This is a genomic window from Hydrogenivirga sp. 128-5-R1-1 (assembly GCF_000171895.1).
Map to the genome: position 1 here is coordinate 255,594 of NZ_ABHJ01000001.1, position 22,672 is coordinate 278,265.

General features: G+C 49.8%; 17 protein-coding genes, 1 tRNA gene and 1 CRISPR repeat array. Of the genes, 1 reads left to right on the forward strand and 17 read right to left on the reverse strand.

Annotated elements, in window-relative coordinates; translation table 11 throughout:
* Positions 1 to 15 precede the first annotated feature (15 nt).
* Entirely contained in the window at positions 16 to 2,019 is a 2,004-nt protein-coding gene (gene tkt, locus HG1285_RS15695) for a transketolase (protein ID WP_008286068.1), read from the forward strand.
* A gap of 279 nt (positions 2,020 to 2,298) precedes the next feature.
* A CRISPR array of direct repeats spans positions 2,299 to 3,266; the repeat unit is 29 nt; unit sequence GTTCTAATATGCCGTTGTGGAGTTGAAAG.
* A gap of 78 nt (positions 3,267 to 3,344) precedes the next feature.
* Here tkt and thyX read toward each other — a convergent pair.
* The 17 genes from thyX to flhB form a co-directional block, all read right to left on the reverse strand.
* A complete protein-coding gene (gene thyX, locus HG1285_RS15690; protein ID WP_008286069.1) occupies positions 3,345 to 4,298 on the reverse strand; it encodes an FAD-dependent thymidylate synthase in 954 nt (317 codons plus the stop codon).
* Positions 4,298 to 5,146, reverse strand: a complete 849-nt coding sequence (locus HG1285_RS15685; RefSeq protein ID WP_008286070.1) for an SPOR domain-containing protein — start codon at positions 5,144 to 5,146, stop codon at positions 4,298 to 4,300. Before HG1285_RS15685 ends, thyX begins: the two co-directional genes overlap by 1 nt.
* Before the next feature lie 22 nt (positions 5,147 to 5,168).
* Positions 5,169 to 6,287: an AmmeMemoRadiSam system protein B gene (gene amrB, locus HG1285_RS15680; RefSeq protein WP_008286071.1), complete on the reverse strand. Its 1,119-nt coding sequence runs from the start codon at positions 6,285 to 6,287 to the stop codon at positions 5,169 to 5,171.
* A gap of 1 nt (position 6,288) precedes the next feature.
* Positions 6,289 to 7,521 (reverse strand): ATP-dependent Clp protease ATP-binding subunit ClpX, encoded by a 1,233-nt coding sequence (clpX, locus tag HG1285_RS15675; RefSeq protein WP_032496300.1) that lies wholly within the window; start codon positions 7,519 to 7,521, stop codon positions 6,289 to 6,291.
* Positions 7,522 to 7,548: 27 nt separating this feature from the next.
* Entirely contained in the window at positions 7,549 to 8,154 is a 606-nt protein-coding gene (clpP, locus tag HG1285_RS15670; protein WP_008286073.1) for an ATP-dependent Clp endopeptidase proteolytic subunit ClpP, read from the reverse strand.
* Entirely contained in the window at positions 8,154 to 9,554 is a 1,401-nt protein-coding gene (gene tig / locus HG1285_RS15665; protein WP_008286074.1) for a trigger factor, read from the reverse strand. The genes clpP and tig overlap by 1 nt, the downstream gene beginning before the upstream one ends.
* 20 nt (positions 9,555 to 9,574) lie before the next feature.
* Positions 9,575 to 9,658, reverse strand: a tRNA-Leu gene (locus HG1285_RS15660).
* A gap of 11 nt (positions 9,659 to 9,669) precedes the next feature.
* On the reverse strand, positions 9,670 to 12,549 hold the full coding sequence (locus HG1285_RS18640; RefSeq protein ID WP_008286075.1) for an EAL domain-containing protein: 2,880 nt from the start codon (positions 12,547 to 12,549) through the stop codon (positions 9,670 to 9,672).
* Complete coding sequence (mnmA, locus tag HG1285_RS15655; RefSeq protein ID WP_008286076.1) at positions 12,546 to 13,616, reverse strand: tRNA 2-thiouridine(34) synthase MnmA; 1,071 nt, start codon at positions 13,614 to 13,616, stop codon at positions 12,546 to 12,548. The genes HG1285_RS18640 and mnmA overlap by 4 nt, the downstream gene beginning before the upstream one ends.
* Before the next feature lie 12 nt (positions 13,617 to 13,628).
* A complete protein-coding gene (locus HG1285_RS15650) occupies positions 13,629 to 14,096 on the reverse strand; it encodes a hypothetical protein (protein ID WP_008286077.1) in 468 nt (155 codons plus the stop codon).
* A gap of 11 nt (positions 14,097 to 14,107) precedes the next feature.
* Positions 14,108 to 15,409: an amidohydrolase gene (locus HG1285_RS15645; RefSeq protein WP_008286078.1), complete on the reverse strand. Its 1,302-nt coding sequence runs from the start codon at positions 15,407 to 15,409 to the stop codon at positions 14,108 to 14,110.
* A gap of 12 nt (positions 15,410 to 15,421) precedes the next feature.
* On the reverse strand, positions 15,422 to 16,576 hold the full coding sequence (locus tag HG1285_RS15640; protein WP_008286079.1) for a hypothetical protein: 1,155 nt from the start codon (positions 16,574 to 16,576) through the stop codon (positions 15,422 to 15,424).
* Between the two features lie 15 nt (positions 16,577 to 16,591).
* A complete protein-coding gene (locus HG1285_RS15635; RefSeq protein WP_008286080.1) occupies positions 16,592 to 17,662 on the reverse strand; it encodes a hypothetical protein in 1,071 nt (356 codons plus the stop codon).
* A 70-nt stretch (positions 17,663 to 17,732) separates the two neighbouring features.
* Positions 17,733 to 18,785: a ribonucleotide-diphosphate reductase subunit beta gene (locus tag HG1285_RS15630; protein ID WP_008286081.1), complete on the reverse strand. Its 1,053-nt coding sequence runs from the start codon at positions 18,783 to 18,785 to the stop codon at positions 17,733 to 17,735.
* Between the two features lie 54 nt (positions 18,786 to 18,839).
* A complete protein-coding gene (locus tag HG1285_RS15625) occupies positions 18,840 to 21,143 on the reverse strand; it encodes a ribonucleoside-diphosphate reductase subunit alpha (RefSeq protein ID WP_008286082.1) in 2,304 nt (767 codons plus the stop codon).
* Positions 21,144 to 21,388: 245 nt separating this feature from the next.
* Complete coding sequence (locus HG1285_RS15620; RefSeq protein WP_008286084.1) at positions 21,389 to 21,592, reverse strand: hypothetical protein; 204 nt, start codon at positions 21,590 to 21,592, stop codon at positions 21,389 to 21,391.
* 1 nt (position 21,593) lies between these two features.
* Positions 21,594 to 22,649: a flagellar biosynthesis protein FlhB gene (gene flhB, locus HG1285_RS15615; RefSeq protein WP_008286085.1), complete on the reverse strand. Its 1,056-nt coding sequence runs from the start codon at positions 22,647 to 22,649 to the stop codon at positions 21,594 to 21,596.
* Positions 22,650 to 22,672 lie beyond the last annotated feature (23 nt).

The window sequence follows — 22,672 nt, forward strand, 5'->3', positions numbered from 1 at the left end:
TAGAATATTAAGGCTATGGACTCCAAGGTTGGTTCTCAGAGAGAGATAGACCAGCTCGTGATAAACACCATAAGGTTTCTCAGCGTAGACCAGGTTGAGAGGGCGAAGTCCGGGCATCCAGGTATGCCCCTCGGAGCGTCTCACATCATATACCTCATATACGATAGGTTTTTGAAGTTCAATCCAAAGAACCCTAAGTGGATAAACAGAGACAGGTTTGTTCTGTCTGCCGGGCACGCTTCCGCCATGCTCTACTCAACCCTCTTTATGTTCGGATACGACCTCTCCATAGAGGACTTGAAGGAGTTCAGACAGCTCGGGAGCAGGACGCCCGGGCACCCAGAGAGCTGGGTGACTCCAGGAGTTGAAGCAACCACTGGACCCCTGGGACAGGGTTTTGCCAACGCTGTGGGTATGGCTCTCGCCGAGAGGTTTCTCTCAGCTCACTTCAACAGGGACGGCTTCCCTGTCGTTGACCATTACACCTACGTCCTCTGCTCAGACGGAGACCTTATGGAGGGAATTTCCTACGAGGCGGCAGCCCTCGCGGGGCACTGGAAGCTGAATAAGCTCATAGTGGTTTGGGACAATAACCACATATCAATAGATGGAGACACCAGGCTCGCCTGGTCTGAGGATGTTTTGAAAAGGTTTAAAGCCCTCGGGTGGGACGTCCAGCACATAGAAGAAGGCTACGACCTGCAACTTATAGAGAGAGCTATAGAAAGGGCTAAGGCTTCTGACAAGCCTTCTTTTATATCTGTCAGGACTCACATAGGTTACGGAAGCCCATTGCAGGATACGGCGAAAGTTCACGGGGCACCCCTCGGGACGGAGAACGTGATTGAGACGAAGAAGCGATTCAACTGGCCTACCCAGGAGTTCTACGTTCCCAAGGAGGCTCTGGACTACACGAGACGTCACATTAAGCTGGGTGAGGAAAGGGAGTCCGAGTGGGTTTCTCTCTTTGAGAGGTACAGAAGGGAGTATCCGGATTTAGCCCGAGAGCTTGAGGCTTGCCACGAAGCTAACTGGAGTGAAGACTGGTACGAGAAGGTTCCACGTTTTGAAGAACCTATGGCTACGAGGAAGGCTTCTGGAAAGGTTCTCAACGTTATGGCTGATTATATACCCATGATGCTCGGCGGGTCTGCAGACCTCTCCGAATCCAATAACACGCTCCTCGTGAACTACCCTGACTTTGAGGCAGACTCTCCCACCGGAAGGAACATCCACTACGGCGTAAGGGAACATGCCATGGGGGCGATAATGAACGGAATGGCTTACCACGGGGGAATTCTCCCCTACGGAGGGACGTTCCTCATATTCTCCGACTACATGAGGCCGCCCATAAGGCTCGCTGCAATGGCTGGGCTTCAGGTGATATATGTCCTTACCCACGACTCAATAGGTCTCGGTGAAGACGGTCCAACCCACCAGCCCGTGGAACAGCTATCCTTCCTCAGACTTGTCCCGAACCTTGTGGTCATACGACCAGCTGACGCAAACGAGGTTAAGGTAGCCTGGAGGGTAGCTCTCAGGCGGAAGGAAGGACCTACGGCGATAATTCTCACAAGGCAGGGCGTTCCTGTGATAGACAGGGATAAATTTCCCTCTGAGGAGAACCTTGAGAAGGGGGCTTACGTTCTTTCAGACTGCGAGGGTACTCCCGATGTAATACTTATAGGAACCGGTTCTGAGGTTCACGTGGCTCTCGGCGCGAAGGACTTGCTTGGGAGTAAAGGCATAAAGGCGAGGGTTGTAAACTTCCCGAGCATTGAACTCTTTGAGAAGCAGAGCGATGAGTATAAAGGGGAAGTTTTACCTCCTGGGGTGCATAGGAGAGTCGTTGTGGAAGCTGGAAGGGGGATGTGCTGGTATAGATACGTTGGGACTGAGGGCTTGGTTATATCTATGGAGACCTTCGGTAAGTCTGCCCCCGGAAAAGCTCTCTTTGAGCACTTTGGGTTTACACCCGAAGCGGTGGCTAAAAAGGTAATTGAAAGATGGTTTTCTTGAAGGCTGAGTTTATAATATAACCGAGTAAGCAGGACGTAAGAGCCTGCCGGCTCCTTGACAATTGAATAGGGCGGAAGGATTTAAGGCGCATCAAAATGTCTTGATGTTTTGATACCTTGATGATACCCTCCTGAGCTTATTGACATACAAGAATTGGAAGCGCCTAATTTTTGACCCCTTATGCAGGACTGACGATTTTCGGAAATTAACTTCATTTGCGAAGACAGGGTGTTGCGTAATTCGTTGATTTAGCTTATATTATTGGACGGCTTGTTTGGGGTTCTAATATGCCGTTGTGGAGTTGAAAGTTCACCAGCACCTTCATTTTATAAAAGTCGGGTTCGGGTTCTAATATGCCGTTGTGGAGTTGAAAGCAATTCAGAACCCTGTTTTATATACGGCTGGATTATTGAGTTCTAATATGCCGTTGTGGAGTTGAAAGAGGAAGGACTTCCTTTTCGTGGGGGACAGCGAAAGGGGTTCTAATATGCCGTTGTGGAGTTGAAAGGGAGCTTTGACACGAACTGTGCCGTAGACTCGTGCCGTTCTAATATGCCGTTGTGGAGTTGAAAGGAGTTCCTCCGTCCTTCTTTTGTTCCTTACGAGACCTTGACTTAGGTTCTAATATGCCGTTGTGGAGTTGAAAGAGTATGAGTTTGTGGGTGGCATAAGAATGCGTGTTCCGGTTCTAATATGCCGTTGTGGAGTTGAAAGCTCCCCTCCTATCTCACAGGATATAGACCTTACCTTGTTCTAATATGCCGTTGTGGAGTTGAAAGCTCTGCTTCGGTTGATGTAAGACCACTACCATAAACCGTTGAGTTCTAATGTGCCGTTGTGGAGTTGAAAGTTCTACCCTTTCCGGATATACGGTTTGCTTTCTTCTTGGTTCTAATGTGCCGTTGTGGAGTTGAAAGCCTTATATATGTAAGTATTCTCTGTAAGTAATCTAGTTCTAATATGCCGTTGTGGAGTTGAAAGGTCTTTCTTTTCCTCTACCCTTCTCTTGAAGTACTCGGTTCTAATATGCCGTTGTGGAGTTGAAAGGTCTTTCTTTTCCTCTACCCTTCTCTTGAAGTACTCGGTTCTAATATGCCGTTGTGGAGTTGAAAGAGAAGACCATAGAAGAAGGGGCTAAGAAGGTTCAGGAGAGTTCTAATATGCCGTTGTGGAGTTGAAAGTTATTTATCCTAAATATTTCATTGATTATCTTCTTAAGTTCTAATGTGCCGTTATGGAGTAGAAAAATAATAAAGAGAGAGCCGGGTATGAAGTCAGGCAAAAATCCTAATGTGCCGTGTGGAAGTTATATAAGTACAAACTCGTCAAAGCTTGTTCTTTCTATCCGTACCCCTGTAGCCCACCATGTCTTTGATGGCTTCTGCGAACTCTCTTATCTCTTTTTGGGCGCCTTCGTGGGTTCTGAGGGTTATGAAGTTGTCAAGGGCTATCCTCGGAACCGTCCAGTAGTAGCGGGTCTTCATGAATTGAGGGAGTATCCCTCTCGCAAGCTCCTTAGCCACTTCCTTTTCCGTCATCTTCTCATACAGAGCGTAGCTCTGTCCTATGATCCTATCTATCTCCTCAAGGAACTCCCTGTGGTACGGATCTTCCACCGGTTCGTCTATGGAAGCCTGCTTGTTGGACTTTGCCTGCTTCCTGAGAATGTCGGGAATGTAGAACTTTATGTCGTAGGCGGTGTATCTCCTGCTTATCTCGTTGTAGGATCCGAACCTGTGCCTGTGCCACTGCCGGGCGACGAAGAGCGGACACTCCACTATGAAGGTGTAGTAATCCATGTCCGTCCCGAGCTCCAAGCTGTCCACCAGCCCTATCCAACCTGAAGATGTCTCTATCTTCTCCTCCAAAAAGACCTTATCGGTGGAGTAGGGTATGCTTGCGAGGTCTTCGTCCGATACATCGCCGCCTCTTTCCACTATCTCCCAAGTGGTCGGGAAGTGTTCCTTTAGTTTTTCAAAGACCTCCGGTGGGAGGTACTCCTTTGCATTTATTGCATTCCTTAGGTTGAGCCAGATGTATCCTCCCGAGTGGTATATCTGAATGGTAGGGTTATCTATCCTCTCAAGTATCTTCAACCAGTCCTTCTTGCTCCCTTCAAAGGCTACGATGTTGTGTTCAAAGGGAGAGGCGTGTTTGTGTTTGTAGAGGTATCTGAGGAGCTTCTTATCCCTCTGTGGGTCTGTCTGTTCGTCCTTGCCGAAGGATACCCTCGCACACCTGACCGACCGCTGGTCTGAACCCATGAAGTTTATCTGCATCAATCAACCTCTTTCCACCTTTCGTTTTTCCTGTCGTATATAAGGAGCTTTCCGTTCTCCATCTTAATTATCTGACCCTTGTTGAGGAGGTTGAGAACCTTTATAAGCTTGAACATATCGTTCAGAAGGTTTGCGTTTTCAACGTTGCTTGCCCCTATCTTGCGGTAAAGGGCAATAAGGAGTATCCACGTGAACAGGAAGAGACCTCCGGTGAATATCCCAACGCTGTATAGGAACTTTTCAAAGTAGGCTGGGTTTTCCTCAGAACCCCTTGGGGAGCCTCCTTTTTTCTTTTTGAGCTCTTCCCTTATTATGCTCAGTTCGTTCTTTATGGATATTAACAGCTCTTTTATCTCTTTGTCGTCCTTGAGCTCAATCTTTACAGGAGACTTCACTGGAGGTTTTGATCTCTTCTCGGGTTTCTCTTTCTTTGTGGCTTCAATCTTTGTCTCTGCTTGTTCTTTTGGTTTGGGCTCTACCCTTTTTGGTGGCCTCTCTTCCTTTTTCTCCTCGGGTTTTTCCGTCGCAAGGGCTGTTGTCACTTCCTTCTTAGGGTAAACTACGTAGTCGTCCCTTATCTCACACCTCTTTATGAAGGCATCGGGGAAGAACTTCCTTATCTTCCTGAGCATTACGTAGAGGTTCTCCTTTCTGTCTTCAGCCCCAACCCTGAGCAGGTAAAGATTCTGCCTCTTCTCTATCCTCGCCTTGGGGAAGTCCTCCACCTTTTTAAAGGAGTTCTTTATAAGCTCTAACCTTTTCTCGGCTGCCACCTGAATGCAGTATTTCAGGGGTGCAGATAAGGATACGCTTACGAGAACCAGCAAGGCTACCGTTAACCTTATCATTTTGAACTTTATTATAAGGCAATTAGGAGAAGCTCATTCCAGCGTAGGATACCTTTGAGTCCGTCGGCTCCTCGTGGTATATCTGGTAATCAATCTCCTTACCCTCTCTGGCTCCTAAGAGCTTCAGTAGCTCCGTGAATACTAGGTTCGTGAACTGCCCGTCTATTCTCGTCCTGTTGTTGTCAGTCTTCAATAGCTTGAAAGCCTCTTCTCCCCTCAGCTCGGACAGGAGACCTATGTACTCCCTGTCCCTCTCGGAAGGGTCATAGCTCGCCGGGTCTCCGAACTTCTTACCCACGTGGCTCATGTCCACGCTGGAGATTATTAAGACCTCCTTGTCCCCAATGGAGCTCGCTATCTTCTCCGCTATGTCCCTCAGGGATCTATCGTCCCCGTAAGAGACTATCAGTGGAACTGCTTTAGCTTCTGGAAACAGGTGTTTTACGAATACGGTCTGGAACTCTATTGAGTGTTCCTTCTCGTAGGAGAGTATGTCGTAGAATATGTCGTAGCTGAATTTCTCCCGTAATTTTTCTATCGCTTCCCTGTCAACCTCAAGGGTTCCTATCGGTGTTTTTAGGTCAACTGGGCACGCCGAGAAGGGCGTCTCGTGTATGTAGTGGGATACGCCGAGTATAACGACCGTATCTGGGTTCACGTTGAGCCTTCCGTAGACCTTGCCGTAGGTATCTATCGCTACCCTCATGTCCATGTGGGGCACGAGTATTCCCAGCGGACTTTCTTTCTCTCCGTCTCTGAGGGAGCCCTCTATGAAGTTCCTGAGCTCCTGGGGTTCTCCCGGATAAGCTTCGCCCGCATGGAAAGGCTCCTTGAACGCCCTGCCCAGAGCTTCCCTTTTCATGGACTCAAGCCTTGACTCAAAGTTTTCGTTTAAGAGCATCAGGTTTCTGTCAAGGTTTTTCAGGATGTCCCTGAGTATATCCGAGGTGAGTACCATGCCTGTTCTCGCCGTGAACTCCCTCTTTATGTCATCTTCATTCCTCGTTCCGTCCATCAGAGACATTATCAGGAGGAGCTCTCCGGTCACGACCACAGGCTCGGAAATACCCATGGGGTCTGTAAGGAGGTATTTGTCTCCGTGGGGCTGAACCTCCAGATACCTTACGCGGGGTCTATCCATGTTAGACCGCTTTCTCGTATATGAGCTTGGGTCTCTGTTTTTTTGCCACCGTGTCCTTGTCTATTATTACCTTCTTAACGTCCCTCATTGAGGGTATCTCAAACATTATCTCCGTCATTACATCTTCCAGTATAGCCCTCAGTCCTCTCGCTCCCGTCTTTCTCCTTATAGCCTCGTTCGCTATCTCCTTGAGGGCTTCTTCTGTAAACTCAAGCTCCACGCCGTCTATCTCAAAGAGCTTTTTGTACTGTTTAACGAGGGCGTTCTTTGGTTCAACGAGTATCCTTACGAGGTCTTCCTGTGTGAGCTCGTCAAGGGTGGTTATAACGGGTAGCCTTCCAACGAACTCAGGTATGAGCCCGAACTTTATGAGGTCGTCTGGCTCAACGAGTGCTACAACGTTATCCTCTTCCTCAACCTTCTTTATTGAGGACTCAAAGCCCATGGTGGACTTACCTATCCTGTGCTTTATTATCTCCTCAAGTCCTACGAAGGCTCCACCGCATATGAAAAGTATGTCCGTCGTGTCTATCTGTATGAACTCCTGGTGGGGGTGCTTTCTTCCTCCCTGAGGTGGCACGTTGGCTACCGTCCCCTCTATTATCTTCAGGAGGGACTGCTGGACACCCTCTCCCGAGACATCCCTCGTTATAGAGGGGTTTATACCCGACTTCTTGGCTACCTTGTCTATCTCGTCTATGTAAACTATCCCCTTCTGGGCGGCGTCCACGTCGTATCCGCAGTTCTGGAGCAGCCTCGTGAGGACGTTTTCCACGTCTTCCCCCACGTACCCTGCCTCCGTGAGTGAGGTCGCATCTGCTATCGCGAAGGGGACGTTCAGTATCTTGGCGAGGGTCTTAGCCATTAGGGTCTTCCCAGAACCCGTGGGACCTATGAGGAGTATGTTGCTCTTTTCAACCTCAACGCCGTCCAGGTCAAGACCTGCTTCCTTTGCCTTTATCCTCTTGTAGTGGTTGTAAACCGCCACAGATAGAACCTTCTTTGCCCTCTCCTGCCCGATGACGTACTCGTCAAGGATGCTCTTTATCCTCTCCGGTGTGGGCAGGTCACTAAGGTCTAAAACATAGCTTTCCGGTTTCTGATCCCTTACGAGGTTGTAACACTTCTCAACACACTCATCGCATATAAAGGTGTCCGATGGTCCCTCTATAAGTATGAGGGCTTCATCTTGGGGCTTTCCGCAGAAGGAACAGCTCTGCTTCTCTCTCTTCATCCTCTTCATTCCTCAAAATTAAACTTGCTACTGTCTTTTTTCAATAACCTTGTCTATGACCCCGTAGTCCTTAGCCTCTTCGGCTGACATAAAGTAGTCTCTCTCAACGTCCTTCTCAATCTTCTCTAAATCCTGACCCGTGTGCTTCGCGAGTATTTCGTTGAGCATCCTCTTTATCCTCTTTATCTCCTCGGCGTGAATGATAATATCGGTCGCCTGTCCCTGAATTCCACCCAAGGGCTGGTGGATCATTATCCTTGAGTGTGGGAGTGCGTATCTCTTACCTTTGGCTCCTGCAGCCAACAGAACTGCTCCCATGGAAGCCGCCTGTCCTATACAGATGGTTACCACGTCTGGCTTTATGTACTGCATGGTGTCGTACACAGCCATGCCTGCCGTTACAGAACCTCCCGGGGAGTTTATGTAGAGATAGATGTCCTTATCGGGGTCTTGGGACTCCAGAAAGAGGAGCTGAGCTACTATCAGGTTTGCAACGTGGTCGTCTATTGGAAAGCCGAGCAGGACTATTCTGTCCTGTAATAGCCTTGAGTATATGTCGTAAGCTCTTTCACCCCTTGGGGTCTGCTCTATAACTATGGGAACGAGCTGGTTGGTGACCTCTTTTATGTCCATCACTTACTTCCTCCTTCTTTTTTCTTCCTCGTAGTTTTCTTCTTTGGTTTCTCCTTGGCTTCCTCTTTTGCCTCTTCCTTAGCCTCTTCTTTTTCCTCTGGTTTGGTCTCCTGAGCCTTGGTCTCAGGCTCAACCTCCTTTATGTTCACCTTGGAGATTATCTCCTTGAGTGCTTTCTTCCTTCTTGCGTCCGAGCGGACAACCTCCATGAGGTTTTCTCTCTCAAAGTAGTCCTTCACCTCTTCCTTGGTAGTTCCCATCTGTTTTGCAAGCTCTTCAAACTGCTCCTCTATGTCCTCCTCCGTTGCCTCTATCCCCTTCTCCTCTGCGTACCTGTCAAGTATGTACCTGAGCTTTATGTTAGCCTGTGCCTGGGGTAGGAACTCCTGAGCCATAGTCCTGTAATCAAGGTAACGGGTGTCTATGCCGAACTGCTTGAGCTCGTTTACCCTCCTCTCTATAAGGAAGGAGAGCTCCCTGTTCAGCAACGTCTGGGGTATGTCTATCTCGTGCATCTCTATGAGCTTGTCTGCGACAGCGTCCTCAATAAGAGCCTGCTTGCCCCTCTCAAACTCCTCCTTAACCTGCTCCTCTATCTTTTTCTTCGCCTCTTCCCAGCTTTCGTATCCTAGCTCCTTGGCGAAGTCGTCGTTTAGCTCCGGTAGAACCTTCTCCTTTACGTCCTTTATCTTCGCCTTTATGTTGGCTTTCCCTATCTCCTTGCCCTCCTGGTCGTAGAGGGGAAGCTCCTTTAGCTCCACCTCTTCATCAACCTTCTTTCCTACGAGAGCCTGCTCAAGCTCCTCCCTGAACATCTTCTGTCCGATAACACCGGAGGTCTCTCCGGTAACCTTTTCGCCCTCCTCACCTTCCTTTATCTCCTCAACTTCGTACTCTATGGTTACGAGGTCGCCTTCCTTCACTGGTCTGTCTTCAACCGGTTCCCAGACTGCGTGCTCTTCTCTGAGCTGCTCTATCCTCTTCTCAACGAGCTCATCCTTGAACTCAAGCTTTGGCACCTCCACCTCAAGCCCCTCTATGTCTTTAAGTTCAAACTCAGGAGGCGTCTCAAAGGTGACGGTGTAGGTGACCTTGGGGGTCTTCTCCTCAAGCTCAACCTTTTCAAGGTAGACGTCCGCCACAGGTGTGAGGGAACTCTCCTTTATAGCTTCCTCAAGGGTCTGGTTAGCCACCTTCTTTCCCACTTCCTCTTCAACGTAATCTTTATACTTAGCCTTTATGAGCCAGAGGGGTGCCGTTCCCTTTCTGAAGCCCTGAATCTCAACATTCTGCTTGAGGTTTTCGTAAACTTCGTTGAGGAGGCTCTGGACTACGTCGCCTTCAACCTCCACGGTCAAAGCCTTGAAGAGACCCTCTCTCTCTTCGGTCTTTACCTTCATTTAATTCCTCCTTGAGCTCATGCGGGTGGAGGGAGTCGAACCCTCACGCCCCTAAGGGCACGGGATCCTAAGTCCCGCGCGTCTGCCAGTTCCGCCACACCCGCTAAAAGGAATATTATAATCCCTTTTCCTTCCTTATCAGGGCTTCCGCTTCCTCTTCTTTCATGGGCTTTCCGAATAGGTATCCCTGGGCGAGGTCACACCCGAGCTCTCTCAGGATGTTTACCTGCTCCCTCGTCTCCACCCCCTCGGCAAGGCTCTTTAGCCCGAGGGACTTTGAAAGCCCTATAACTGCCATAACTATAGACCTGTCCACGTTGCTCTTCACCATGCCCTGGGTGAAGGTCATGTCAACCTTGATTATGTCTATTGGTAGTCTCTTCAGGTATGCTAAGGAGGAGTATCCCGTTCCGAAATCGTCCACCGCTACCTTGAAACCTTTTGCCCTCAGCCTCTTCAGTATGGACACCGACTCTTCAGGATTTCTCATCAAGGAGGTCTCGGTTATCTCCAGGACTACGTGCTCGTTGTTTGCGTTCGTGTCGCTCGCTATCTGGAGGACTCTCTTAACGAAGTTCCTGTCCATGAACTGCCGGGGAGATATGTTCACGCTCACGTATATACCGTACCTGTCTCCCCACTCCCTTGACTTCTTAAAGGCTTCTCCCATCACCCACCTGCCGACCTCCTTAACTAAACCGAGCTCTTCAAGTATGGGCATGAACTTCGCAGGTGATACCAGACCCCTATCGGGGTCTCTCCATCGGAGCAGAGCCTCCAGACCTACGATTGAGTTGTCTCCGAGGCTGTATATCGGCTGGTAGTAGAGGAGGAACTCACCCCTCTCAAGGGCTTTGTGGAGCTTGTTCTTAACGCTCAGTATCTCAACAGCTTTGCTGTTCATCTCCTCCGTGAAGAAGGAGAAGTTGCTCTTGCCCTCCTCCTTAGCCCTGTACATAGCCATGTCCGCGTTCTTTATAAGCTCTGTAGGGTTCTCACCGTTGTCTGGATACACCGCTATGCCCACCGATGCGGAGAGGTATATGTCCTCCCCGTTAGCCTCAAAGGGAGTACTGAACAGGCTCAGTATTCTCTCAGCGACCTGCACCACATCTTTGAGGTCTCTGACGTCCGGTATTACCGCTACGAACTCGTCTCCCCCGAACCTCGCAACCGTGTCCGTCTCCCTGAAAACGGAACTGAGCCTCTTTGCTACCTGAACGAGTATCCTGTCTCCCACATCGTGTCCGAGCGTGTCGTTCACGGTCTTGAAGTAATCAAGATCTATGAAGAGTATCGCCACCTTTGAGCCGTTTCTATTTGCGAAGTGTATGGCGCTCTCTATCCTGTCCCTCAGGAGTGTCCTGTTAGGCAGACCCGTGAGTGGGTCAAAGTAAGCCATCTTCTTGAGCTCTTCAAGGTAACTCATTGCCTTATTAGCCATGTCTCTGAAGGACTCTGTCAGCTCCTTTATCTCGGCTATGTTCGTCCCGGGTAGGTTGAGGGGAGGGTTCTTTTCAAGGTTTCTCGTTATCACGCCTATAGCATCGGCGAGTTTCTGAACAGGTTTTGTGGATATTGAGGTGAGAAAACGGGCGAGCAGGAAGGAGAGCAACGCTAAGGCGTATATGGACAGGAAGTTGGTATTCAGCTTTGACATAAGCTCCTTCAGGTAGGGCACTATGGAGACCTCCATAACCACAGTCCAGCCCACGTCCTCTCTTAACTTGTTCTCTCTGTAAAAGAAGGAGTGGTAGAGCCTGTCGGCTGGAGGATTGAATTTGGAGTCGTGCTCTCCCCTGAATGTTTCCATTACGAGACCGAACGAGGTTATCTTCAGCTCACCCCTCTCAAACTCCTGGAGGGGTTTGACTCCTTCCTTGTTTGAGACGATGATCCTGTTCTTCTTGTCTATAAGGGTGACGAAAACCCCCTCTTTCAGGGAAAACTCACGCACAACCGACCTGAGCCTGTCAAGCCTGAGCCCGCAGTAAGCGTATCCGAGAAACTTTCCCTCCTTGACCGCCGGGACGGCTATACCCACCACCGGCTTGAGGGCGAACTTGGCTATGAACACCTGGGTGAAGGTGTGCTTGTGGGTTCTCTTCACCTCCTTGTAATAGGGTCTGTAATTGAAGTTTGTTCCTATCATGTACTTACCCTTCGGGTTTATCTCGGGATAAAAGGTTATCGCCGTGGCTTCCGAGTCAGCTATGTAGCAGGCGTGAAACTCTGAAAAGGCTCTGCGTATAGCCTCCGTATCCCTCTGGAGCTGCTCCCTGTTCTCAGGTCCCCATACGACGAGCCTGTTGGCGAGTTCCTTGACGGCGTTCAGGTGTATGTTAAGCCAGTAGAGTATGCTCTCTTCAAGGTTATCTGAGATTATCTCCATGTCAACCCTTACGCTGCGGACGAAGTCCTTCTCTCCCTCCTTAGCCTGGTGAACGGACTTCAGGAACATGGGAACTATTGAAACCACAATTAGGGACACGAATATGAGCTCTACGTAAGAGACCTTTCTGTCCCTCTCAAAGTAGTATCCGTAGAGGAGTGCAAGCAGGCTCGCCATGGTAACGTTTATCAGACCGTTGACCGCTTCTTTGAAGGAGAGGGTTATAGCCAGCGAGCTGTTTATGTTCAGAAGCTCAGTGTATATGAGGAAGACAGCAATCCAACCCACCGAAGCCCAGAAGAGCCACCCCGCAAATATGAGGTTCATGTATGAGAGCCTTCTGAGAAGGTATATGGACAGTACGGACAGGATAAGAACCGGCGGCATGACCACATCGTTGTGAAGTATGAACCTCTGGATTCCAAGGATCACGGAGGTTGCGAGGGCAAATCTAAGTCCGAGAACTTCAAGGACGAACAGCGCAAGGGCTTCCCCGAAGAGGACGTTTATGCTGTTAAGAAAGAGAGGCAGTTTGAACAGGTTCAGGGCAAGCCCTATAAGTGTGGAGATTATGAATACCGCCAGCTTCCCTTTGAACTTCATTCTTTATAAGCCTCTATTATTCCACCTCCGAGCAGGATATCACCGCTGTAAAAGGCTACCACCTGTCCGGGGGTTATTCCCCTCACTTCCTCCCTAAACTTCACCTCATATCCATCGGACGTTCTCTTTACACTTTCAACCCTTACAGGGCTATGCCTGTATCTTATCTGGGCGCTTACGTCCTCCCATCTCTCCATAGGAACGTGAAGGTTCAGTTCCCTCACGTAGAGCTTGTCGTTGTACAGGTACTCCTCCTCACCCACAAATACTGTGTTGGTAGAGGCGTCTATGTCTACCACATATAGGGGCTTGCTGTAAGATATTCCGAGACCCCTCCTCTGTCCTATGGTGAAGTTGTATATACCGCTGTGCCTTCCGAGAGTTTTTCCGGATACGTGCCTTATCTCCCCTTCCCTTAAGCCTACGATCTTCTCAAGATACTCTCCGGGACTCTTACCCATCAAAAAGCACACTTCTTGAGAGTCCCTCTTGTCCGCTACCTCAAGCCCGTAGGATCGGGCGAGTTCTCTCACCTCCTCCTTGGTCATGTTCCCGAGAGGGAATTCCAGAAGATCAAGGTCTTCTCTCCTCACCAGAGCCAGAAAGTAGGACTGGTCTCTCTTCCTGTCCGTTCCTCTCTTTATCACCCTTCCGAAGGAAGGGTCTTCTTCAATACGGGCGTAGTGTCCTGTGGCGAGTCTATCTATGTCCGCAACAGCCCTCAAGTATCTGGCGAAGTATCCGGTTTTGACCTCACGGTTGCATACCGCACAAGGGTTGGGAGTCCTGCCCCTTGAGTACTCTTCAACGAAGTAGTCTATAACACGCTCCTTGAATATCCTTTCCCAATCAAAGGTTAGATGCGGAATGCCCAATTTCTGAGATACCCTCGCCGCATCTTGAACGTCCTTCGGCGAACAGCAGACGTTGTGGGTTCCTTCCACCTCGCACGCCTCAATTGTGTGAAAGCGCAAGGTTACGCCTATAACCTCGTGACCCTTTTCCTTCATAAGCAGGGCGGTGACACTGCTGTCCACACCACCGCTCATACCGACTGCGACTCTCATAACTGGGTTAATTTAATCTCTCTGGGGGGACTTGGAAGAGCAGAAGTCATGGATAAATCTGACAATTTCAGGATTGAGCTCCCACTTCCTGAGGAGTTCGTCCTCGTCTCTTATAAGCTCCACCGCCCTGAGTATAAGGTTTTGGGGAGGCTCACTTTCCTTAAGAATTCCCAAAGAAAGCATACCTATGAAGGTGAGCCTGACGTCCTCGGCTATCCCCTGCATCATCGTATCAAAGCCAAACTTCTCGTATAGTTTGTTCCTCTCCTCTTCGCTTTTTGGTATGAGGTTCTTTGAGAAGGCGCATATCTTAGCCCACGTGGAAAGGGTCTTCTCCCACTCCTCTCTTGGAAGTCCTTCAAGCTCTATGTTTATGTAGTTTATTAGGTATCTCGCAACGTACTCCTTTGCCGAGTCCAGGTTTTCAAAGCCGGGTGGAACGGTCTCACCCTTGAGCAGGTTGGTAAGGTCCTTCTTCATCGGTTTGTAGTCTATCCCTGAGAGTTCAGCCTGTCAAGGAAACCTTTTATTCTATCTCCCCACCCCTTAGCCTCATAGAGTATCCTCTCTTCGTCAAGGGTCTTTAGCTCCCTCTTCTCCATGAGAACCCTGCCCTTGCAGATGACCGTGTCTATGTCGGAGGACTGGGCGGAGTAAACCACCTGGGCTATGGGGTCGTAGAGGGGCTGTAAATGAGGGCTGTTAGGGTCTATGAGCAGGAGGTCGGCCTCGTAACCTTCCTCAACCCTCCCCGCCTTTATACCTACAGCCGAGAACCCCTTTTCCGTGGCTATCTCAAGGGCGGTAACCGCATCTATAGCCCGGGCGTCCAGATTCACACCCTTGTGAAGCTTTGCCATGGTTGATAACTCTTCCAGCATGTCAAGGTTGTCGTTGGAAGCTGACCCGTCCGTTCCGAGGGTTACATGTATTCCCCTCTTTATGTAATCGGGGACGGGAGCTATCCCCGAGGCGAGCTTTAAGTTGCTCTCCGGGCAGTGGGCTACCTTTACACCTCTTTCTTTGACTATGTCCATCTCCTCTTCATCAAGCCAGACCATGTGGGCGCAGAGAACCCTATCAGATAGAAAGCCTATGCTCTCAAGATGCCTGACAGGAGTTTTTCCGTATTCCTCTTTTATCTTTTCAACCTCTCCTTTGGTCTCCGCAACGTGTATGTGAAGGTAGAGATCAAGCTCTTCAGCGAGCTCCTTAGCCTTGGTGAGCGTATTGGGTGAACAGGTGTAGGGCGCATGAGGACATATAACCGGGAAGACGAGATCATCTCCCTTTAAGCTCTTAGCGAACTCTCTTGCCTTGCTTATGTACTCATCGGGAGTTTTGGCTACCTTGGTTGGAAAGTCCAGTATTCCGAAACCGAGACCTGCCCTAACACCTGCCTCTTTTGCAACATCCCCAACCTCCTCCTCAAAGAAGTACATATCCATGAAGAGGGTAGTCCCGCTCTTTATCATCTCCAAAACGCCAAGCTCCGTCCCAGCCCTCACGAACTCTGGAGAGACGAACTCACCCTCAAGGGGCCATATAACCTTCTGGAGCCAGTCCATCAGAGGCAGATCCGCGCCTATGCCTCTGAGAAGTGACATGGGGACGTGGGTGTGCATGTTGGCGAAGGAGGGAAGAAGAAGCCTACCGCCAGCGTGTATGGTGTAATCAGCCTCCGCTTGTATATCTTTTCCGATCCTTGCGATTATGCCCCCTTTTATCGCTACATCAACCTCTCCCCTGCCGGGAAGGAGGGCGGACTTTATCAGGAGTTCGTACCTTTCCATAGAGAGAGAATTTTACCAAGTTATGTATGCGGAGAGCATGTATCTCCTATTCTCGTCCTGTCCTGAGTAGGCGCCTACCTCCTCTGCGTACGTGGTGGCTACCACCCTCAGAAGTAAGAACCTGAGCTCCGCACCTGCGGTAAGGTATCCCTGGTAGGAACCAACACGAAGTATGAAGTCACTCAGCTTCCCATTCCAGACCTTAAGCTCTGCGCCAGCCCTGAGGCGTTTGCCCCAGTCTTCGTCCTGCTCGTAGTTTTTTGTCAGGTCAACCACATCAAGGGCGAGGGTAACACCGCTCAGGAAGGCTGAAGAACCTTCTTTTTTCAAAGCCAGCCCTGCGTTCAGCGTTCCCGGGATATTTCCAGCCTCCCCAAAGTCAAGGTCTCCTATGTTCATGTAAGAAGCGCCTACGGAGGCTTTGAATCCGAAAATCTCAGCCAGGTCGTAGATAACGCCTACGTCAACACCTGTAGCAGAACCGGACTTCTTTACCTCGTCGTTTATGTAGTTGTCAAGGTCGTCCTGGTTTTCAACGAGCTCCCTGGCGGTAAAGTCCTTCTGGACGAGCTCTCTGCTGAGCTGTTTTATGCCAACACCAAGGGTCAGCTTCTCGTTCAGAAATCCGTAAGAGAGTCCACCCACTCCCCCGTAAGTCAGGCTAGTATCAACGCTCAGGAGCCCCTGAGAGCTGAAACCCTGGTGTGGGACAGCGTCAAACTTGAGGACCGCTATACCCCCGAGGGCTACACCGAGATTGCCAAATCTCCTCGCAACCGAGGGGAAGGTGTCCACCGAAAAGTGGAGAACCTTACCTCTGTATTCTTTCAGCACGTCAAGGGTGGCTTCAAGTTGGTCGTCGCTCGTGTCCCCGTCTCCGTCAAGGTCACCCGTGTCAAGGGCGTCCTGGAAGTCCTGAAGGAACTTGTACCCGTCCTTACTCACCGCGGCTGTCACACCTATAAGGTCAACTTCAAAACCCGCTTCCTTCTTTATCTTTCCTATTCCTGCAGGGTTGTAGAAGAGAGATGCGGAGGTTCCACCCACAGCCACGTAGGCACCTCCCATACCCATTACCCTTGGGTCTTTGTAGATGTAAGGATATTCAAAGGCTATGGGAAACCCTAAGGACACAGACAGAAGAGAACCAAGGAGTAGCCTTTTCATACTATGACCTCCCTTTTATTGCAGGTAGCTGGCTATCTCGCTTTCGGTGCAGTTCTGGTCAGCGCCACACACCTCTGTTATAAAGTCGTTGACCGCCTGTTCTGTATCTGTTCCCTGGACTAAGCTCGTTATTATCTGCTGGGAGCTCTCAACGGTGTTCACTATCGTCTCCGTTATATCTAAAACATCTCCGTTGTCAACAACGGGACAGGGGTAGCAGGTTGTTCCGTCGGGCGTGTTGCAGGGGTTGAAGTTGGTATCGCAGTAACCTTCCGTCACAGCCATCGTACCGGAGCCGTTGTCTATTAGCCTGTAAAAGGTGTTCGTATTCGTACAGCCACTGCCACCGCTTACGTCAATCTTTACCAGTTCAAAGGAGTAGTTGTTGCCCTGAGAGTCTGTGAAGGTGAGATTGCTGTTAAGAGAGGTCAGCGATGCCCCTGTAACCGTACAGCTACCATTTGCTCCATACTCTATGGCACACGCGGAAGCGTCCGCATCATCACCCACGCTGTTTCCGTTTGCGTCCTCCGCACAGCCCTGGGGGTTCAACCAGTCGTTTACGTCCTTCACGATGCTCACTATGCTGACCGCAGCGGTCGCTACATCAACGATCCCTCTGTAAAAGCAGGCGTCCTTCTTTATATCTTCCGCTGGTGCGGGGTTACATGAACCAGCTATCTGTCCGTAGAGGGCGGACGCCTTTGAGAGGTAGAGCGTCCCGTAAGTCCCTATGTTTTTAGACAGAGCCTGAATGAACTGCTGGAAATCGTCACTTGTCGTATTGTTGTTCACCGTATTGACCATCTCCTTGACTATATCGTTCGCGTCAAACCCTGCCTTTCCTACGTAGGCGGACGCGAGGTTTAGCCTGCCTTCATCCTGTGTAAAAGCACCACCGTAGGTTATGTCGCTGGATAGAGCCTGTATTACGAAGTCGTAGTTACCCTCGTCTATGGCTTTTAAAACCTCGTACCTCTTCGCTTCCGCGGAGTTGTCATCGGACAAGCCTACGCCGTCATAACCACCACAACCTATGAGCAAAACCGATATAAGACCGGACGAGAGAGCGACTCTCCCCTTCATGCAAACCTCCCTTAAGATTTACACAGATAATTATAACGGCGTTGTGTAAAAAGGTTTTACAGTTTTTGTCCTACCACTTCAGCTCGTTAGCCTTGGCATAGGTCTGAGGCTTTCTCTGGAAGAAGTCCGTCTTGGTGTTGTTTATCTTTCTAAAGTCGTCTATCCACTTCATCGGGTTCTCGGTTATCTCCGGGTAGAGGGGCTCAAGACCTATCTGGGTTATCCTTAGGTTGCCTAAGTACTTTATGTACCTGTCTATGAGCTGGTTGTTTATACCGAGTATCTGGTCTTGGGTTACGTACTGACCCCACTTGATCTCTTGATCTATGGCGTATCTGAAGTACTCGGCTATCCACTTCTTTATCTCGGGAGAGAAGAGTTCCGGTTGTTCCTTCTGGAGGTTAAGGATCATGTTCCTGAAGAGGGTCACGTGGGTAAGCTCGTCCCTGTTTATGTACTTTATCTGCTGGACGGTGTTGGTCATCTTCCCCTGCCTTCCGAGGGTGTAGAAGAAGGCAAAGCCTGAGTAGAAGTAGAGAGATTCCAGAATGTAGTTTCCTATGACCGCCTTTATGAAGTTCTCCTCGGAGGGCTTCCTTATGAATTCGTTGTATACCTCCGCAACGACCTCGTTCCTCTCCTTGAGCTTTTCGTCCTCCCTCCAGTAGTTGTATATCTCGTCCGCCTTTATGGGGTCAACCACCGACTCAAGGATGAACTGGTATGAGTAGGCGTGTATGGACTCCTGAAACTCCTGAGCGGTGAGAGCCATCTCCACTTCCGGAGCACTTATCATACGAGCGAAGTCCTTGAGCATGTCCACCTGAAAGGAGTCAAGGGCTATAAGGAACGACAGCACGAGTTCGTAGGCTCTCCTCTCGTAGTCCGATAGGACTCTCTCGTACTGCTTCTTGTCCTCCATAAGAGGTATCTCTTCGGGTATCCAGAAGTTGGAGAAACCCATAGTCTTGTAAAGGTCAAAAGCCCACGGATACTTTATGTTGTTCAGTTCTATGATGTTGGTGGGATTGCCGTTTATTATGCGTCTGTTGGCGGCGTCCCTCTCTCCCTCTGGGTTGAATATGAGCTTCCTCTGGAGAATCTTCTCTCCGCTTTCTAACATCTCCTTACCTCCTCCAGCTCTATTAATTTCGCCTCTTTTATGAACTTTTAAAGATCAAACCGCACAGCTCTCGCATTCCTCTATGTCCGTTATGGACTTGCTCCTGAGGTAGTATATGGTCTTGAGTCCGAGCTCCCATGCGAGTTGGTATATCTTGGAGAGAGTGGGTCCGTCTATCTTCTCCGGGTCTATGAATAGGTTTAAAGACTGAGCCTGATCTATCCACTTCTGCCTAACAGCTGCAGCTCTTACAACCCACTCCTGATCTATGTTGTAGGCGCTCTTGTAGTGCCAGAAGAACCTGTCTATCTCGGGAGGAACCTGCGGCAGTATCCCGCTCATGTTCTCTTCCTTGTAGTACTTGGCAAATATCGGGTCAACGGAAGGAGTTGCTCCCAGTATGAGAGAGGTAGAACCCGTGGGCATCAGAGCGAGGAGGTAAGAGTTCCTAATCCCGTTTTCTCTAACATCCTCCGCAAGGTCTTTCCAAGGCAGGTCGTTGCCGTTCTCCTTGGAGTTCTCCTCTAATTCTTCCGCCTTCCTGCCGAAGAATATACCCCTGCTCCAGTCCGATCCCTCAAAGAGCCTGTACTTTCCTCTCTCCTTAGCCAGCTCCATAGAACCCTTTATGGCGTAGAAGCCCAACAGCTCAAAGAGTTTATCCGCAAACTTCAGGTGATCCTCGCTCTCCCAGTTGACTCCGTTCTTGACGAGGCAGTAGTGGTAGTTAGAGACCCCTATACCTATCGCCCTGTAGCGCTTGTTGGTGTATTCAGCCTCGGGTATGGCGTAGTAGTTCATCTCTATAACGTTGTCAAGGAGTCTCACCAGTTTGGGAACTACCTGTTCCATGGTCTCCTTCGTATAAACCTTACCGAGGTTCACAGAACCGAGGTTACATACGACCACATCTCCGGATTTCTTCCTGTGGACTATCTCTCCCGTTTCCGGGTCAAGCTCTTTTCCTAAGTGTTTGGTGGGGCTCATATTTTGGACAATTTCATGACATAAGTTACTTGAGTAAACCATTCCAGCATGCTTGTTGGGATTTATTCGGTTGGCGTGGTCTCGGAAGAAGAGGTAGGGCTCTCCCGTTTCAAAGGCTACCGTTAGGAGTCTCTTCCAGAGTTCAAAGGCGTCCACCTCTTTCTTAGCGTCCTCGGGAAGCTCTTTCTCCAGTCTCTCATACTCTTCCTCAAAAGCCTCTCCCCAGAGGTCTTCCAAGTTCTTCCCGTCCCTTACGTTCTTGGTGTAGTAAGGGTCTAAGAGCGTCCACTTTTCCCTGTTCTTGACCCTCTTCATAAATAGGTCGGGTATGGATATGGCAGGGTGTATGTCGTGGGCTTTCTTCCTCTCGTCCCCTGCGTTGGTCTTCACCTCAAGGAAGTCCAGAATATCCTTGTGCCAGATGTCAAGGGTTATGGAGGCGGAACCCTTCCTCATACCCAGCTGGTCAACGTAGGTCATCACATCGTTTATCACCTTGACTACGGGTATTATCCCTGAGCTCGCCCCCTTGAACTTCCTGATGGGCGCTCCCGTCGCTCTCAGCTTCCCTATGTATATTCCCAGACCACCCGCGTGCTTAGAGATCTGGGCAGCCTTCTGGACGTTGTCAAAGATGTCGTAAAGGTCGTCGTCCACAGTGAGTATGAAGCAGGAAGACAACTGTGTGAAGGGACGCCTTGCGTTCATCAGCGTGGGCGTTGCGACGGTTATGAGGTGCTCCGATAGAAGGTCGTAGAACTCCTTAGCCCACTTGACCCTATCACCTTCCTTCTCGGGAATGGCAAGGGTCATGGATATGAGCATGTACATCTCTTGAGGGAGCTCTATTATCCTACCGTCCTCGTCTCTGGCAAGGTATCTGTCGGTGAGAATCTTTATGCCCGTGTAGTTGAAGTAGAGGTCTCTCTCCGGCTTTATGTGCTTGGCAAGATCCCTTATGTCGCTTTCGGAGTAGTGCTTTAGCAGGTAGTCGCCGTATATTCCCTCCCCAACGAACCTATTTATGAACTCGTAAAAACCTTCGGTGTTGTAAGGCTTGTAGTCCTTGGAGAGTTCGTCCCTGACCTCGTAACCCCTTATGTGGGCGACTTTCTTGTATAGATCGTATAAGAGGAGCCTTGCGGCTGCGAACTGCCAGTCGGGAGTTTCGGGAGAGACCTTCTCCGCTGCAGTCCTTATGAGGACAGCCTGTATCTCCTCGGTGGTTATCCCGTCCCGGAACTGGATCTGGGCGTCCGTCTCCAGCTCAAGAGGGTCAACGTTGAGCCCCTTGAAGGCGAACTCAAGGGCTATCCTGATCTTATTTATGTCAAGCTGCTCTCTCTTCCCGCTTCTTTTTACAACTTCCATGATAGTCCCCTCCATGAGGGTATTTTAGGTGGCTGGCTAAGCTATCCGTGCGATCCTATATCGTTGTCTGGGCAGGATAATTTACCTGCAAAGTAAAGTATTTGATATACCATACCAATTAACACCTCGCTCTTCGTAGTCATACGTGGTGAGCCTTATCCGATTTCCTTGAGGCTTTCAGCAAGTACAGACCTATCAGAAGGGCACCGCCGAATAAAACCGCATAGTATATGAGGGCTTTCAAATCATCCATCCCTTTCACCTCTGTCTATTAATTTTATTCCCACGTAGAGGAAAGTGCCAAAGAGGAATAGTGACCCGAAAGCTACAATTAGTGAGAACTTACCTGAAAATATGGGCTGTATAGTCCCAAGTATGAAGGTAGCCGTTGCTATGTTTATAAAGGCTCTGCCGACCTCTTGGTAACTCTTTGGACTAAAGTTACTCATATCAAACGTAAGTCCTCTTCTTACGGAAGGTTATGAAGGCTATTATCTCCGCCACCGCCCTGTAGAACTCGGGTGGTATCTCGTCCCCCACATCAACAGCAGAGTACATAGCCCTTGCCAACTCCGGCTTCCTTATCACCGGTACTTCGTTCTCCTCCGCAACCTTTATTATCCTCTCCGCAAGAGTTCCCTTACCCTTAGCTACCACCACCGGTGCCCTGTCCTTCTCCGCATCGTACCTGAGAGCTATGGCGTAGTGGGTCGGGTTGGTGATGACCACGCTCGCTTTGGGAACTTCAGCCATCATGCGACCCCGTGCCATCTCTCTCATGCGTGCCTTCACCTTAGCCTTAACCTCCGGCTGACCTTCCAGCTGCTTGAACTCCTCCTTTACTTCCTGCTTGGACATCCTTATCCTTCTCTCGTAGTCCCACTTCTTGTATGCGAAGTCAAGGAGGGCTATAAGGAAGGCTATAACTCCCAGTATAAGGACAACCTTTATCAGGAGGTCTATCAAGAAGTTGACCCCTTCAAGCAGGGGCATCTGGGCGGAGTTGAGAATCAAGCTCACGCTGCCCTTGAGTATGAACAGGGCTATACCGAACAGGAGAGACGCCTTCAGCGTGTTCTTAGACAGCTCAAAGAGTGTGGTTATGGAGACCATCTTCTTTATGCCTTCAACGGGATTAAGTCTCTCCCACTTGAACTGAAGAGGCTTAAGCGTGAATATGAAGCCGAATTGGGCGACGTGCGCACCTATAACCACGAGGATGGTGACCACGAAGAAAGGCACGAGGAGCTTAACTATGCTGGTGAAGGAGTCCTTTATGGTGGTTCCCGCGAGGATTGAGAACTCGGCAGGCCTGAGACCCGATATGGCTATCAGGAAGGCTACAACCTCCTTGAATATCAGGGCGCCTGTGAAGAATATGATTAACGAGGAAATAAGCACCGAGAGGGAAGAGGCTATCTCCACGCTCTTGGCTACGTTACCTTCCTGCTTGAGCTTCCGCCGTCTATAGGGCGTTGCCTTTTCGGTTTTGTTCTCCTGCGCCATAACTCCCCCGAAACCTTAAATAT

Coding starts and splice junctions, on each gene's coding strand:
- thyX (WP_008286069.1), bottom strand. CDS start 4,298: ATGCAGATAAACTTCATGGGTTCAGACCAGCGGTCGGTCAGGTGTGCG.
- mnmA (WP_008286076.1), bottom strand. CDS start 13,616: ATGAGAGTCGCAGTCGGTATGAGCGGTGGTGTGGACAGCAGTGTCACC.
- HG1285_RS15640 (WP_008286079.1), bottom strand. CDS start 16,576: ATGAAAAGGCTACTCCTTGGTTCTCTTCTGTCTGTGTCCTTAGGGTTT.
- HG1285_RS15650 (WP_008286077.1), bottom strand. CDS start 14,096: ATGAAGAAGGACCTTACCAACCTGCTCAAGGGTGAGACCGTTCCACCC.
- HG1285_RS15625 (WP_008286082.1), bottom strand. CDS start 21,143: ATGGAAGTTGTAAAAAGAAGCGGGAAGAGAGAGCAGCTTGACATAAAT.
- tig (WP_008286074.1), bottom strand. CDS start 9,554: ATGAAGGTAAAGACCGAAGAGAGAGAGGGTCTCTTCAAGGCTTTGACC.
- HG1285_RS15635 (WP_008286080.1), bottom strand. CDS start 17,662: ATGAAGGGGAGAGTCGCTCTCTCGTCCGGTCTTATATCGGTTTTGCTC.
- clpP (WP_008286073.1), bottom strand. CDS start 8,154: ATGGACATAAAAGAGGTCACCAACCAGCTCGTTCCCATAGTTATAGAG.
- HG1285_RS15685 (WP_008286070.1), bottom strand. CDS start 5,146: ATGATAAGGTTAACGGTAGCCTTGCTGGTTCTCGTAAGCGTATCCTTA.
- amrB (WP_008286071.1), bottom strand. CDS start 6,287: ATGGATAGACCCCGCGTAAGGTATCTGGAGGTTCAGCCCCACGGAGAC.
- clpX (WP_032496300.1), bottom strand. CDS start 7,521: ATGAAGAGAGAGAAGCAGAGCTGTTCCTTCTGCGGAAAGCCCCAAGAT.
- HG1285_RS15645 (WP_008286078.1), bottom strand. CDS start 15,409: ATGGAAAGGTACGAACTCCTGATAAAGTCCGCCCTCCTTCCCGGCAGG.
- HG1285_RS18640 (WP_008286075.1), bottom strand. CDS start 12,549: ATGAAGTTCAAAGGGAAGCTGGCGGTATTCATAATCTCCACACTTATA.
- tkt (WP_008286068.1), top strand. CDS start 16: ATGGACTCCAAGGTTGGTTCTCAGAGAGAGATAGACCAGCTCGTGATA.
- HG1285_RS15630 (WP_008286081.1), bottom strand. CDS start 18,785: ATGTTAGAAAGCGGAGAGAAGATTCTCCAGAGGAAGCTCATATTCAAC.
- flhB (WP_008286085.1), bottom strand. CDS start 22,649: ATGGCGCAGGAGAACAAAACCGAAAAGGCAACGCCCTATAGACGGCGG.
- HG1285_RS15620 (WP_008286084.1), bottom strand. CDS start 21,592: ATGAGTAACTTTAGTCCAAAGAGTTACCAAGAGGTCGGCAGAGCCTTT.